This is a genomic window from Vibrio sp. 2033, assembly GCF_033339735.1.
In genome coordinates, this window is sequence record NZ_JAWOVC010000005.1 from 202347 (window position 1) to 216469 (window position 14123).

The following is a 14123-nucleotide window of genomic DNA, read 5'->3' on the forward strand; positions in this document are numbered from 1 at the left end:
TCCTAGACCGCCTGTGTTCTTTCTAACTTCTTCTATCCTCTCATAGAAATATTCAATTCCCGGAGAATTATATCGTGTCCAAGCGTCGTGTAGTTGTCACTGGCATGGGTATGTTGTCACCGGTAGGCAACACAGTAGAATCATCTTGGAAAGCCCTGCTAGAAGGTCAAAGTGGTATCGTAAATATCCAGCACTTTGATACTACGAACTTCTCAACTCGTTTTGCAGGTCTTGTTAAAGATTTCGATTGCACAGAGTACATGTCTAAAAAAGATGCTCGTAAGATGGACCTTTTCATCCAGTACGGCATTGCAGCGGGTATTCAAGCTCTTGATAACTCTGGCTTACAAATTACCGAAGAAAATGCGGCTCGAGTTGGTGTTGCTATCGGCTCAGGCATTGGCGGTCTTGACCTTATCGAAACTGGCCATACTGCATTAGTAGACAAAGGCCCTCGCAAAGTTAGCCCATTTTTTGTTCCTTCGACCATTGTAAACATGGTTGCAGGTAACCTATCTATCATGCGTGGTCTTCGTGGTCCAAATATCGCGATTTCTACCGCATGTACTACTGGCCTGCATAATATCGGCCATGCAGCACGTATGATTGCCTACGGCGATGCAGATGCGATGGTTGCTGGTGGTGCAGAAAAAGCTTCTACGCCTCTTGGCATGGCTGGCTTCGGTGCAGCTAAAGCGCTATCTACTCGTAATGACGAGCCTCAAAAAGCGTCTCGCCCATGGGATAAAGGCCGTGATGGTTTTGTTCTAGGTGATGGTGCTGGCATGATGGTGCTTGAAGAGTACGAACACGCGAAAGCACGTGGCGCGAAGATTTACGCAGAACTGGTTGGTTTTGGTATGTCTGGTGATGCTTACCACATGACATCTCCAAGCGAAGACGGCTCTGGTGGTGCACTTGCGATGGAAGCGGCGATGCGTGATGCTAACATCACAGGTACTCAAGTAGGTTATGTGAATGCTCACGGTACTTCTACTCCAGCTGGTGATGTTGCAGAAATCAAAGGCGTGAAACGTGCTCTTGGTGAAGAAGGTGCGAAGCAAGTTCTTGTGTCTTCAACTAAGTCGATGACGGGTCACCTATTAGGTGCTGCTGGCTCTGTTGAAGCAATTATCACGGTTATGTCTTTGGTTGACCAAATTGTTCCGCCAACCATTAACCTTGATGATCCAGAAGAAGGTCTAGACATCGACCTTGTGCCGCATACAGCGCGCAAAGTTGAAGGTATGGAGTACGCTATCTGTAACTCGTTTGGCTTTGGTGGTACAAACGGTTCTTTGATCTTTAAGAAGTTCGCTGAGTAACGCTATCTAACCTAATTTAGATAAGCGAAACTTGTATTCTAACGGCTCGATGCTTAGCATTGAGCCGTTTTGTTTTATTTGTTGTCTGCTAATTTGAAGGTACGTGAATGTTTTGGGTAAATGGAGTTCCGCAAACGCATGTAGAGCTAGGTGATCGCTCATTCCAATACGGTGATGGAGGCTTTACCACCATCCTGACCCAAAATGGAGAGTTGGTTTACTGGCAAGAACATACTGAGCGCATGAGTGCTTGCCTTGACGCTTTGAAGATCTCTTCACCTGACTGGAAAGTTGTGCATGATTGGGCAAGCAAAGCGGTATTATCTGACGCACGAGCGGGGGTGAAGATTCACGTTAGCCGCGGTATTGGCGGGCGAGGGTATAGCCCTAATGGGATTGAAGGCCCTATCGTGACAATTTCCAATTTTGCGTTTCCTTCTCATTATTCATCTTGGCAAGAACAAGGTGTGGACTTGGGCGTTTGTAATACTCGTCTAGGGATTCAACCTTTACTTGCTGGACATAAGCACAACAACCGTTTAGAGCAGATTCTCGCCAAGGCTGAAATCGACAATACAGAGTTTGCAGATGCAATAACGTTAAATGTGCAAAACCATGTCATTGAAACTACAATGGCCAACCTTTTTTGGGTTAAAGGTAATAAAGTATTTACGCCGGAGCTGACCTTATCAGGCGTTACGGGCGTAATGCGTCGTAAGGTGCTTGAGTTACTTAAAGTAAGTCATATTGAAGTCATCGAGGGGCGTTTTATACTTCCAGATTTGCTGAGTGCAGACGAGGCTTTCATGTGTAACTCAATATTAGGTGTCGCACCTATTCGCAGCATAGTGACATCGAACTCTAAGACTATATTTCCGATAGGAAAATTGACTCAACGACTGCAAGGGAATTTAACTACGTGATTAAAAAACTGTTGGCTTTTGTTGTGCTGATCGCAGTGATAGGCGCAGCAGCTGTTTTTTATATAATTTCACAGGCTAAACAATACGTTGAAAAGCCTATTCTATTGGAACAACCTCAGCTGTTTACTGTAGAAAGTGGTACAAGCTTTCATCATGTCATGCGCGCCTTAGTTGAAGATGAGGTGATTGAAACATCGGAGTACATCCGTTTAATTCCTCACTTATATCCAGAATTGTTGCAGGTGCGAGCGGGTACTTACCAACTTGAGCCTGGTATGTCGCTTTCGCAAACATTGGAGCATCTGAATACTGGAAAAGAATACCAGTTTGCGATCACTTTTGTTGAAGGCAGCCGCTTTTCTGAATGGGTAGATCAACTAAAAAGTGCTCCTTATTTAAAGCATGATTTAACCGATCTTTCAGAAAAAGAAATGGCTGCGAAGCTCGGAATTGAGAGAGAAAAGCTAGAAGGGTTGTTTTTAGCAGAAACCTACCATTACACAGCGGGTGCGAGTGAAAGCCAGTTATTAAAACGAGCGCATCGAAAACTCAATAAAATACTGGATGCTAGCTGGGAAGCTCGTCAAGAAAAGCTGCCATTACAGGACAAATATGAAGCCTTGATTCTCGCGTCTATCATCGAGAAAGAGACGGCTATTGATTCTGAGCGTGAGCGCGTCGCTTCTGTGTTTATCAACCGATTGAACAAACGCATGCGGTTACAAACTGATCCGACAGTTATTTATGGTATGGGTGACGCCTACGATGGCAACATTCGTAAGAAAGATTTGCGTACGCCGACACCATATAACACCTATACCATCAATGGTTTGCCACCAACACCGATTGCGATGGCTGGTAAAGCTTCCATTGAAGCGGCTTTGAATCCAGAAAGCAGCAACTATTTATATTTTGTAGCAAGTGGAAAGGGCGGACATGTATTTTCGAAATCCCTTGCTGAGCACAACCGTGCTGTTCGTGCCTATTTAAGAGAACTAAGAAAGAACAAATGATGAAAGCAAACTTTATTGTCGTTGAAGGCCTAGAAGGCGCGGGTAAAAGCACTGCGATTAAAACCGTTTTAGATACGCTAAAAGCGGCCGGTATTGAGGATATCGTAAATACCCGTGAGCCAGGAGGCACACCGCTAGCAGAAAAAATGCGCGCTCTGGTGAAAGAAGAGCACGAAGGCGAAGAACTTAAGGACATGACGGAGTTGCTTCTTCTGTACGCTGCACGTGTTCAGTTGGTTGAGAACGTGATCAAACCAGCTTTGGAAAACGGTCAGTGGGTGGTTGGTGACCGACACGATATGTCGTCGCAAGCTTATCAAGGTGGTGGCCGTCAGATTGACGCATCGTTAATGAAAAATCTCCGGGATACAACGCTTGGTGATTTTAAACCTGCTCTCACTCTCTATATGGATATTGACCCTCGTGTTGGGCTTGAGCGTGCACGTGGGCGTGGTGAGTTAGATCGTATAGAGAAGATGGATATTAGTTTCTTCGAGCGTACACGTGAGCGTTATTTGGAGATTGCTCATGCCGATCCTTCCATCGTTATCATTAACGCAGAACAGACGATTGAAGGCGTGTCGCGTGATATTCGGGACGCTCTAAACGAGTGGCTAGCTCGTCAATAAGTGAAACGTAAATTTAGGTGACTCATGTTAAATGATTATCCATGGCTACAGCCAATATGGGATAACCTCAAAGTAGGGTTAGAGTCTGACAGAATACCAGGTGCGCTTTTATTACAAAGCGAGCAGGGCTTGGGCATCGAAAAACTTATCGAGTTTTTTAGCCAAGCACTTCTTTGCCAAAATTACGCGAGTGAAGCATGCGGTTTTTGTCATAGCTGCCAGCTAAATCAATCTCAAAACCACCCTGATTTACACTGGATCAAGCCAGAGAAAGAAGGAAAGGCGATAACGGTGGACCAAATTCGCGCTTGTAACCGTCTTGCTAAGGAATCATCTCAGCTTAATGGTTACCGCCTATTTATAATAGAACCGGCGGACTCTATGAACGAGTCGGCATCGAATGCGCTGTTAAAGACGCTAGAAGAGCCTGGGGCAAAGTGCTTGTTTTTGCTCGTTACCCACAATCAGGAGCGTCTGCTCCCAACGATTCGTAGCCGTTGCCAACACTGGGTTGTTGCGCCTCCGTCAGCGGAACAAGCGATGCAATGGATGCACGAACAAGGGGCGAAGCAAGTTCCTGCTTATGCCTTAAAACTGAATATGGGCTCTCCAATAAAAACATTGGATGCGTTAAATAATGGTGAGCTCGAAGCTTACTTGGCTTTTGAACGCAGTTTTATTAAGGCAATGTCTTCGCCTGTTTCAGACGTTTCTGAGTGTGCTTCTTTAATCGCTAAACACTCAGAGCAATCATTAGACTGGGCATGGTATTTACTGACAGATGCTCAGAAAGCGCAGTTTGGTGTATCAGAAGCTCAAATGCTTCCGGGCGCGACAAAGTTTCAACCGGACAACTATAACGGTTTGTACTCATCAGCGAAGGCGCTGATGAACCTGAAAGCTCAGGTGCAAGCCTTTCCTGGCCTGAACCTTGAACTACTATCAATGAATTGGTTAATTGAATCACGAGAGGCATTATGTTCGTAGATTCTCATTGTCATTTAGACAAATTGAATTACGACGATCTCCACATCAATGTGGAAGACGTTATTAACAAAGCTAAACAAGCAAACGTAACTGAGCTACTTTCTGTTGGAGTAACGCTGGATTCTTTCCCGAAAATGATGGAAATGATCGAGCCTTATGACAATGTTTATGCTTCGTGCGGTGTGCACCCACTTGATGTTGAAAGCGACTTTTCGATGGACGTATTGCGCCACCATGCGTCGAATGCAAAAGTCGTCGCTATTGGCGAAACGGGTTTAGATTATCATTACAAGCCCGAAACGGCCGCGTTACAGAAAGAGCGCTTTGAGCAACACGTTGATCTTGCAGTGGAGCTCAACAAACCTTTAATTATCCATACCAGAAACGCACGTGCGGATACTCTAGATATTTTGCGTAAGGGTGGGGCAGAGAAATGTGGTGGTGTTATCCACTGTTTTACAGAAGATCTTCCATTTGCTGAAGCTGCACTGGAGCTGGGGTTTTATATTTCTATCTCGGGGATTGTTACTTTCCGTCAAGCTACAGAGTTAAAAGAAGTGGTGAAGACTCTACCTTTAGAGAAGCTTCTTATTGAGACAGATTCTCCTTACTTGGCTCCTGTCCCTCATCGTGGCAAAGAGAATCAACCCGCTTACGTTGTCGAAGTCGCTTCTTATATTGCGCAACTCAAATCGTGCTCTCTTTCTGAAGTGGCACAAAAAACCACCGAAAACTTCCGAAATCTTTTTTTGTGATGAAAAAATAATAAGAGCATAAAAAAGGAGCTTAGGCTCCTTTTTTGTTGATAAAAACAACAGATACGCTCACGAGTTTAATGTTTACTAAAAATGTTGATTTAATAACATTCAAAAATCACAAATGTAATTTTGTTACTAAAAATAACATTGAGGCGTATTTTATTTACGCCTTAAAATTAATTATATAAATAATTAATTCATTATAAAACAGTAATATAAGTGCAATGCAAACCTTTTCATCGGCTGTTTTTGGGTGTGATCCAAGACTTGTTTTGAAACTAAATTTCGTAACTGTGTGGAAAGTTTGAGGGTCATCAATATATATTTAGAGCCGGAAAATATAATGCAGTTGTGGTTACATTTTCATTGGGTGCTAACCTTTAGGCTACGGGGGTGTGCCGTTAGTGCCCAAATAATACTTATAAATTTATCAGGAGCATAAACATGTTTAAGAACCTTTTTGCTAACCTGCAAAAAGTTGGTAAGGCTCTGATGCTTCCAGTATCAGTTTTACCAGTTGCAGGTATTTTATTAGGTGTGGGTGCTGCCCATCTAAGCTTTATTCCAGAGATCGTTTCTAATCTTATGGAACAAGCTGGTGGTTCAGTATTCGGCCAAATGGCACTTCTATTTGCAGTAGGTGTAGCGCTAGGCTTCACTAACAACGACGGTGTTGCAGGTCTTGCAGCTATCGTTGGTTACGGCATCATGACGGCAACGCTAGGTGTAATGGCGGGCGTTATGGGTGTTGAGAAAATCGATACAGGTGTACTAGGTGGTATCCTTGTCGGTGGTGTGGCTGCTTGGGCATTCAACCGTTTCTTCAAAATCCAACTTCCAGAGTACCTTGGCTTCTTCGCTGGTAAGCGCGCAGTGCCAATCATCACTGGTTTTGCTGCGATCATCCTAGGTGTTATCCTTTCTGTTATCTGGCCACCAATTGGCGGTGCAATTTCTGCATTCTCTGATTGGGCTGCACACCAAAACCCACAGCTAGCATTCGGTATCTACGGTGTTGTTGAGCGCTCTCTAATCCCATTCGGTCTACACCACGTCTGGAACGTACCGTTCTTCTTCGAAGCAGGTTCTTGTGTTAACGCTGCCGGTGAAGCTCAAAATGGTGTACTAACTTGTTACCTAGTTGCTGATGAAGCATCTCGTGCTGCTGGTAATGGCTTCGGTCAGCTAGCGGGTGGTTACATGTTCAAGATGTTCGGTCTACCAGCTGCAGCAATCGCAATTGCTCATTGTGCTAAACCAGAAAACCGTGCAAAAGTAATGGGTATCATGGCGTCAGCTGCACTGACTTCATTCCTAACTGGTATTACTGAGCCAATCGAATTCTCATTCCTATTCGTTGCTCCACTACTATACGGTATCCACGCTCTACTAGCTGGTTCTGCATACATCGTTTCGAACACTCTAGGCTTTGTACACGGTACTTCTTTCTCTCACGGTCTGATCGACTTCCTAGTTCTATCTGGTAACGCTCAGAAGATGGTGCTAATGATTGCCGTTGGTCTAGTTTACGCAGTAATTTACTACGTAGTGTTCCGTGGTGTAATCACAGCGCTTGACCTAAAAACACCTGGCCGTGAAGATGAAACGGAAAGTGCAGCTGTAACTTCTGGCTCTGATATGGGCGGTGAACTGGTTGCAGCGTTTGGCGGTAAAGCTAACATTACTGGTCTAGATGCATGTATCACACGTCTACGTGTAGCAGTTGCAGATACAGCAGCTGTTGACCAAGACAAGCTAAAACAACTAGGCGCTGCTGGTGTTGTAGTTGTAGCTGGTGGTGTACAGGCTATCTTCGGTACTAAGTCTGATAACCTAAAAACTGAAATGGATGAGTGGATTCGTAACCACGGTTAATCGCAGTCATTCATAGTAATGCATAAAAGGAGGCTTCGGCCTCCTTTTTTAGTTCCTATTTTATTAACTGACAGTTCCTTTTTAGTGTGATCCTAAACTCATCTTTACTTTTGTCAGCTTTTTCATACATCGAGCTTACCCATCGTTGACATATTGATATGCCATTATGTTTGAATAGCGAATAATGTTTTTTTGAATAATTGATAACGTGTATGAAGAACAAATTCACTTTAGTTTTGGGACTAGTTTCTAGTACGGCAATGGCGGCAAGCGAGCCAACGGATCTATCAGTTGGTATGGCTGTCGATCAACAATTAAGTGTTGTTGTAGAGTTAGATAACAAATATCGTGGCATTATCGGAAACGATGGTATGGCGTTTGATTACATCGCTAAGCGTGGAACATTCGATCAAAACATGCCTGTGACTTGGTATGTCGGCGTTGGTGGCTGGTATGAATGGGATGACGAGTTTGGTGTGAGAGTACCACTTGGTGTGAACTGGGATTTATCACGCGGCTGGGACCTTTATGGTCAAATACACCCAGAGCTAGATCTTTACAAAGGTGCTGACTTGCAACTTGGCGGCGCCGTTGGCATCAAGTACAGTTTCTAGAATTGAACTAATGTATGTATAAAAAAACGCCGGTAACTACCGGCGTTTTTATGTGGAACTTAACGTTCTATTGTTTATCCATGGCTCGCTTGATGCAAACGGCAGCGCCGCCCCAAGTGATACCTAAACCAATAACCATCATAATAATTGCGCTGATTGTCATTTTGCTGTCTCCTTGCGGTTCACTGCGTTGATCACTAGACCAAAGATAAAGAGTGCGGCGATAAGTGCCCAGCCTAAAGTTAGATCATAGCCACCGTAGCCTTCAGTAATTAGGGCGTATAGCTTGGTCGCTAAGATAATGGCGAGCATGATTGGTGTAACGAAGCGTAAGCAGATCTCGAACCATTGACCAACAGAGAAATCAGAGCGCTCGTTAACGTAATTACGTACTTCTGGCACGCGCTTCAATAGCCACGCCATCAAGACAATCTCAACCAGACCACCAACCATGATGCCAACGTTGTTTGCAAAGTGGTCTACTAGATCGAGTAGCAGCAGACCGCCATTGGTAGCAAACGCCATAGAGACAACGAAGCCAATACCAATCACAACATTTGCAGCTTTTTTACGGCTCCACTTCAGCTTGTCGATAATGGCTGAAGTTACGGCTTCCATAATTGAAATATGCGAACTTAGACCCGCAACCACCAGTGCAAAGAAGAACAGTGGACCAAGAATATATGGGGCAGGTAGTAGGTTAATTGCCGCAGGTAAAGTAACAAAAGCCAAGCCAACGCCTGCAGATACCACCTCTGTTAACGGCTTACCTTGCTCTTGAGCCATGTAACCCAATACTGAGAAGATCATGATGCCGGCTAGGATCGAGAAGCCACAGTTGATCAACACAGTCATAAACGCGTTATTCGTTATGTCCGACTTTTCTGGTAGGTAGCTAGAGTAAGCTAGCATGATGGCGAAGCCGATACTTAGCGTAAAGAAGATCTGACCATATGCCGCTGCCCATACTTTCACATCCCAAATTTTGCTGAAATCGGGTTCGAACATGTAGTTCACGCCATCTAGAGCTCCTGGCAAGAAAATCATACGTCCGATTAAGAAAATCACCATCAAGAATAGGATTGGCATCATAATTTTAGATGCTCGTTCAATTCCTGATTTCACGCCTTTGGCAATAGCGGTGTAAGTAATTGCCCAAGCAATCACCATGGATAAAGCAATCTTCCATTGAATACTGCCTAAGTCTGTTGGTGAGTTGTCACCTAGCTTTAGGTATTCACTAAAGAAAAATGCGTTGGTATCGGTTCCCCAACCTTGAGTGAACGACAACCCAAAGTAAGAAATCGACCAACCGATAACAGCCACATAGTAAACGGCAATAACTGCAGCCACACCAACTTGGAACCAGCCAAGCCATTCAAATTTAGAATGAATTTTCGCAAGTGTTTTTGGTGCCGAGCCTCGGTATTTTTGTCCCATACTGAACTCAAGGATCATAAATGGAATACCGGCAGTGATCATGGCAAAAATGTAAGGAATAAAAAATGCGCCGCCACCGTTTTCATAGGCCATGTATGGGAAACGCCAAATGTTTCCCAAACCGATAGCAGACCCAACTGCTGCTAAGATGAATCCCGCCCGGGATCCCCATTGTTCTCGCTTCATATTTGACTCCTATAAGACTCCCTGAGGAATGAAGCTCTCTACGTAACACAGTAATAATTGCGCAAACAGTTGGAAGAAAGGACCGCTGTTATCCATCAGCTTTTCTATCCTTAATTCTAACTTATTATAATTTTATAGAGCTATATTCTGTCTACTGTAAGAGAAAGTAGATTATTAATCTTAAAATTTTGATGTGTGTTTGATAAAACTGAAATATTTATCTGTTTTCACTGATCAGACTAACTTCTAATAATACTTAGCGCAATAGAATCTAAATGTTAATTCAGATACGTTGTCTGGTTTTAATCTTGTTAAATTTGAGTTTGATTGTGGTTTTGTGTGGGTAGGTGGTTGTTTGTCTGGAATAAATGACTGGGATCTAATAATTGCTTTGGTGTTTAAGACTATTTTGATTAATTAGGGCGTACGGCTATCTTTTGTGCACCTATCTAGATGATGCTTCGTTACTTTGCCAAACAATGGTGTTTAGACGATATCCTTTATCGGCTCTGTGCAGGACTCGTTCAGCGTTCTTTGTGACGAGTCCTACAAAGGAACATGCATAAAAATTAGAAGCGGAAACTAAAACCGACATTTGATTGGAATTGGTTCATCCAATCAGTATCGAACTTAATGATACAGTTTGAGCCGTCATTAGGTAGATTGCAGGCGCCAGATGTATCGTTATCAACGACCGTTCCTAACCATCTCAGTTGGGCTGTTAATGCAAAGTTCTTTGAAAATTCATATTCCAGCCCTGCAAAAGCGCTAGCCGAAAATCCGTATTTTTTGTCTACCCAATCCACATCGGCATAAGAAGCGCCCAAACCTACACCGATATAGGTTTGCCAATTTTCTGCGACAGGATAGTACATGCTGCTTTGGAAGTGCAGATAATGGATATCTGCTGAGTTGGACAGCTTTTCAAGTTCCGTCGATTGATTGGAGTAAAACAATCCGATCCTTCCTTTTTCTAAGGGAGTCTCGACTGAAAGAGCGTAGTTCACTGCGGGGTCGAGATCGTATGTATTACCACTTTCATCCTCTACTTGGCCGCCTCCTGTATAGCCTATGTATGGTGTAACGATGATATTCGCTTGTGCATTGATAGCAGTACTCATCATCATGATTCCTACTAGCCAGCTGAGTTTTTGGTTCATGCCCTATCTCCTTATTATGACTAAGCTAATTGTGATGGGTTAGTCAAAATTGCGCGACTAAATTAAGCAAATCTTGAACATATTTCACACCGGTGTTATTAATTTGTTACATATTAAGGAGGTGTTTATGGAACACGATCTAAAATCCGCATTAATCATTGTGGTGACTGTTTTTGCAGTGCTTTTGTCATTTGGCATCATTGCTATTACAACAGCTTAAGATAACCACTTTTACCAAACGTTTTAACAAAATGGCGTGAGCCTATGATACGTAACAGCGGTATAATCACAGAAAGCCATGCAGAGCTTGATGTAAAAGTTTATGAGCACTTTAGGCATGGTAAAACTGCTTTAGTCACGCAAGGTGGAGGGCAGAGAGGGATTTTTACCGCTGGCGTTTTAGACGCCTTTTTACTTTCCAACTTCGATCCTTTCGATGAATTCTATGGCACCTCTGCCGGAGCACTTAACTTATGTTCTTACTTGTGTCGTCAACATGGCATGGGCAAAGCTTTTATTACCGAGCTGACAACGTCTCCTGAATTTTTTAATCTGTTTCGCTATATCCGAAAGCAGCAGTACTTAGGTTTAGAGTGGGCATTAGAACGGATTCAAGATTTCCCATACAAGCTTGACCTTGATTTAGGTCGTAGTGCATTGGGAAAACGAGGAGCGTTTGCTGCGGTAACGAATATAGAGACGCTATCAGATCAATATCTACCAATCTTGGATGACTCGTGGTTTAACACTATGCTAGCGACATGTGCGATTCCCAAGTTGTACCACGGACCTGTCGACGTAAATGGCAATAAGTTTGTTGATGGCGGCGTGTCTGCCTCTATCCCTGTTCAAGAAGCGTGGCGTCAGAATGCTCGCAACATTATTGTCATTCGCACAGAGCCGTTTTCAGAGATTGAAGCGAGAGCCCAAAGTGAGGTGGGGGATGTGCCTGTCGAATGGTATCGGGAGTCTATCAACTCAGTACAGCAATCATGGCAGCAAAAAGTGAATCAGTGGAAGCTGGATTGGGCGTCGTTCTTCCAACAAAAAATTAATGCAGCACATCAATCGAAGCTTGCAGGGAAAATGCTGTTAAATGGAGGCCGTTGGTTGTTCGGTGCCGATAACTTGTATCGTTTAAGCCACCTGATTGGTGAGAATTTTGACTCAGGTTTAGCCGACATGCTGATGATTCATTATCAAACATTTGAGCTCACGCAGGCCTTTATATCTGCTCCACCTGACGACACTTTTATTTTACAAGTTGCGCCTAAAGAGGGACTTCGTTCTTCTTCTTTGTTAAGTGACCAAGAGTCACTAGAGCATGACTATCAACTTGGGCTTCAAGCTGGGTTTAACCTAGTTCAACTCTATGACCAGCTGGATGTTGAAATTGATGGTAGAGAGAGTGCATAAACCTTCTTACGTTCACGATGTGCGCAATATACAAAGCATATAAATAAGGCTCCATTTTCGGAGCCTTATTTGCGGGTTCTTGTGGTTAATTCCAGTTAGGTATAACGACTACGCTTGTAGAATGCGCATGCAGTTGGTTGAGCCAACAACATCCATTACATCGCCTTGAGTAATAATGACTAAATCACCTTTGTGCAAGAACCCTTGCTCTTTAAGGCTAGTAATCGCTGCTTGAGCCGTTGGTAAACCCGCATCACTTTTTGACTCGAAATATACAGGTGTCACGCCTCGGTATAATGCTGCTCGATTGAGTGTCGATTCATTCCGTGATAAGGCAAATATTGGCAAGCCAGAGCTTAAGCGAGACATCATCAACGCAGTCCTGCCGGACTCAGTTAACGAGATCATCGCTTTAATTCCTTCCATGTGATTCGCAGAGTACATGGTTGCCATTGCGATGGTTTCTTCAGCGGTTTCGAAGGTTCTATCTAAGCGATAGGTTGATAGACTTGCCTCCGACATTTTTTCTGCCCCCACACATACTTCGGCCATGGATTTGACCGTTTCTACAGGATATTTACCTGCAGCGGTCTCTCCAGAAAGCATCACCGCGTCAGTGCCGTCTAGAACCGCATTGGCCACATCCATCACTTCAGCACGCGTTGGCATTGGGCTAGTAATCATGGACTCCATCATTTGTGTCGCAGTAATCACGATACGGTTTAAACTGCGTGCGCGGCGAATCAGTTTTTTCTGGACACCTATGAGCTCAGGGTCACCGATTTCTACACCAAGGTCACCACGTGCAACCATCACCACATCGGATGCGAGAATAATGTCGTCAATAGACTCATTGGTCGCGACGGTTTCTGCTCGTTCGACTTTAGCCACTAACATGGCTTCAAGGCCTGCATCTCTGGCTAAGCGTCGAGCGTAATGCATGTCTTCGCCGTTACGCGGGAATGAAATAGCAAGGTAGTCTACTTGAATTGCTGCGGCGGTAAGAATGTCGGCTTTATCTTTCTCTGTGAGCGCATCCGCTGACAATCCGCCGCCTTTTTTGTTGATCCCTTTATTGTTGGACAGTGGACCACCGACAATCACACGGGTATGAACTTTATTACCCTCTACTGTAGTAACTTGCAGCTGAACGCGTCCATCATCGAGTAATAAAATGTCATTTGGTGAAACATCTTGCGGCAGTTCTTTATAATCTAACCCTACAGATTCTTGATTGCCTTCACCTTTTGGTAAATCACTATCTAATGTGAATTTATCGCCCACATTCAAAATGACTTGGCCGTCTTTAAACGTTGATACACGGATTTTAGGGCCTTGTAAGTCACCAAGAATTGCAACCTGACGCCCAAGTCTTGCTGCAATGGTACGGACTTTGTTCGCACGTTGAATGTGGTCTTCACTGGTTCCATGTGAAAAATTCATACGGACAACGTTTGCACCGGCTTTGATGATCTCCTCAAGTATATTGTCCTTATCCGTTGAAGGACCCAGCGTAGTGACAATTTTTGTTCGTCTTAATTTGGAAGTCATAGATTCTCCGATGAATGTGTGTGTAAAGGTAACTTGAACTCTATCCTTACTTTACGCAATCGCTCTCAAGGTTAGCCTCGTTGCTGAGCCCACACCTTAAAGCTACTTGAATATAAGTATATGCACAGAATGTTTATATTAAGAGTAACCCCGGTAAAACAGACAGATATTCGACAGGCAATGGCCTTATTGATAAAAATGCGCTGCTTTAAAGGCACTACTTCATAATTTAGTGAATAAAAATAA

14 protein-coding genes are annotated in these 14123 nt (G+C 43.7%); 10 read left to right on the top strand and 4 right to left on the bottom strand.

Going from position 1 to position 14123, the window contains the following annotated elements; translation table 11 throughout:
- The first annotated feature begins 74 nt into the window (after positions 1-74).
- The 8 genes from fabF to R7P74_RS09860 all read left to right on the top strand — a co-directional run bounded on the left by fabF (position 75) and on the right by R7P74_RS09860 (position 8124).
- Entirely contained in the window at positions 75-1325 is a 1251-nt protein-coding gene (gene fabF, locus R7P74_RS09825; RefSeq protein ID WP_318122820.1) for a beta-ketoacyl-ACP synthase II, read from the top strand.
- Between the two features lie 107 nt (positions 1326-1432).
- Positions 1433-2248, top strand: coding sequence for an aminodeoxychorismate lyase (pabC, locus tag R7P74_RS09830; RefSeq protein ID WP_104975488.1), 816 nt, complete (start codon positions 1433-1435; stop codon positions 2246-2248).
- Positions 2245-3261 carry an endolytic transglycosylase MltG gene (mltG, locus tag R7P74_RS09835; protein ID WP_005387347.1) on the top strand — a complete coding sequence of 339 codons (1017 nt, stop codon included), beginning with the start codon at positions 2245-2247 and terminating at the stop codon, positions 3259-3261. The genes pabC and mltG overlap by 4 nt, the downstream gene beginning before the upstream one ends.
- Entirely contained in the window at positions 3258-3890 is a 633-nt protein-coding gene (tmk, locus tag R7P74_RS09840) for a dTMP kinase (RefSeq protein ID WP_005387350.1), read from the top strand. Before mltG ends, tmk begins: the two co-directional genes overlap by 4 nt.
- A gap of 24 nt (positions 3891-3914) precedes the next feature.
- The gene (locus R7P74_RS09845; protein ID WP_318122821.1) at positions 3915-4877 is read left to right on the top strand and encodes a DNA polymerase III subunit delta'; all 963 of its coding nucleotides are present in this window, start codon (positions 3915-3917) and stop codon (positions 4875-4877) included.
- Complete coding sequence (locus tag R7P74_RS09850) at positions 4868-5632, top strand: TatD family hydrolase (RefSeq protein ID WP_054577648.1); 765 nt, start codon at positions 4868-4870, stop codon at positions 5630-5632. The genes R7P74_RS09845 and R7P74_RS09850 overlap by 10 nt, the downstream gene beginning before the upstream one ends.
- Before the next feature lie 447 nt (positions 5633-6079).
- A complete protein-coding gene (gene ptsG / locus R7P74_RS09855; protein WP_005372959.1) occupies positions 6080-7510 on the top strand; it encodes a PTS glucose transporter subunit IIBC in 1431 nt (476 codons plus the stop codon).
- A 212-nt stretch (positions 7511-7722) separates the two neighbouring features.
- On the top strand, positions 7723-8124 hold the full coding sequence (locus tag R7P74_RS09860; RefSeq protein WP_191116261.1) for a hypothetical protein: 402 nt from the start codon (positions 7723-7725) through the stop codon (positions 8122-8124).
- A 67-nt stretch (positions 8125-8191) separates the two neighbouring features.
- Here the strand turns inward: R7P74_RS09860 and R7P74_RS09865 are convergent, their stop codons facing one another.
- The 3 genes from R7P74_RS09865 to R7P74_RS09875 all read right to left on the bottom strand — a co-directional run bounded on the left by R7P74_RS09865 (position 8192) and on the right by R7P74_RS09875 (position 10910).
- Positions 8192-8287 carry a MetS family NSS transporter small subunit gene (locus R7P74_RS09865; RefSeq protein ID WP_005372963.1) on the bottom strand — a complete coding sequence of 32 codons (96 nt, stop codon included), beginning with the start codon at positions 8285-8287 and terminating at the stop codon, positions 8192-8194.
- Entirely contained in the window at positions 8284-9750 is a 1467-nt protein-coding gene (locus R7P74_RS09870) for a sodium-dependent transporter (protein WP_005372966.1), read from the bottom strand. The genes R7P74_RS09865 and R7P74_RS09870 overlap by 4 nt, the downstream gene beginning before the upstream one ends.
- A 569-nt stretch (positions 9751-10319) precedes the next feature.
- Positions 10320-10910: an outer membrane protein gene (locus R7P74_RS09875; protein WP_047103413.1), complete on the bottom strand. Its 591-nt coding sequence runs from the start codon at positions 10908-10910 to the stop codon at positions 10320-10322.
- A gap of 127 nt (positions 10911-11037) precedes the next feature.
- Here R7P74_RS09875 and cydH point away from each other — a divergent pair, with 127 nt between their 5' ends.
- Complete coding sequence (gene cydH / locus R7P74_RS09880) at positions 11038-11130, top strand: cytochrome bd-I oxidase subunit CydH (protein ID WP_005372970.1); 93 nt, start codon at positions 11038-11040, stop codon at positions 11128-11130.
- A 44-nt stretch (positions 11131-11174) separates the two neighbouring features.
- Positions 11175-12326, top strand: coding sequence for a patatin-like phospholipase family protein (locus R7P74_RS09885; RefSeq protein WP_005372971.1), 1152 nt, complete (start codon positions 11175-11177; stop codon positions 12324-12326).
- Between the two features lie 108 nt (positions 12327-12434).
- On the opposite strand, the gene pyk is transcribed toward R7P74_RS09885, so the two are convergent.
- Positions 12435-13877, bottom strand: coding sequence for a pyruvate kinase (pyk, locus tag R7P74_RS09890; RefSeq protein WP_025767228.1), 1443 nt, complete (start codon positions 13875-13877; stop codon positions 12435-12437).
- Between the last annotated feature and the right edge of the window lie 246 nt (positions 13878-14123).

Bases quoted from the DNA above. Each gene is read 5' to 3' on its own strand.
- pabC (WP_104975488.1), top strand. From the start codon at position 1,433: ATGTTTTGGGTAAATGGAGTTCCGCAAACGCATGTAGAGCTAGGTGAT.
- tmk (WP_005387350.1), top strand. From the start codon at position 3,258: ATGATGAAAGCAAACTTTATTGTCGTTGAAGGCCTAGAAGGCGCGGGT.
- R7P74_RS09845 (WP_318122821.1), top strand. From the start codon at position 3,915: ATGTTAAATGATTATCCATGGCTACAGCCAATATGGGATAACCTCAAA.
- R7P74_RS09850 (WP_054577648.1), top strand. From the start codon at position 4,868: ATGTTCGTAGATTCTCATTGTCATTTAGACAAATTGAATTACGACGAT.
- ptsG (WP_005372959.1), top strand. From the start codon at position 6,080: ATGTTTAAGAACCTTTTTGCTAACCTGCAAAAAGTTGGTAAGGCTCTG.
- R7P74_RS09860 (WP_191116261.1), top strand. From the start codon at position 7,723: ATGAAGAACAAATTCACTTTAGTTTTGGGACTAGTTTCTAGTACGGCA.
- R7P74_RS09865 (WP_005372963.1), bottom strand. From the start codon at position 8,287: ATGACAATCAGCGCAATTATTATGATGGTTATTGGTTTAGGTATCACT.
- R7P74_RS09870 (WP_005372966.1), bottom strand. From the start codon at position 9,750: ATGAAGCGAGAACAATGGGGATCCCGGGCGGGATTCATCTTAGCAGCA.
- R7P74_RS09875 (WP_047103413.1), bottom strand. From the start codon at position 10,910: ATGAACCAAAAACTCAGCTGGCTAGTAGGAATCATGATGATGAGTACT.
- cydH (WP_005372970.1), top strand. From the start codon at position 11,038: ATGGAACACGATCTAAAATCCGCATTAATCATTGTGGTGACTGTTTTT.
- R7P74_RS09885 (WP_005372971.1), top strand. From the start codon at position 11,175: ATGATACGTAACAGCGGTATAATCACAGAAAGCCATGCAGAGCTTGAT.
- pyk (WP_025767228.1), bottom strand. From the start codon at position 13,877: ATGACTTCCAAATTAAGACGAACAAAAATTGTCACTACGCTGGGTCCT.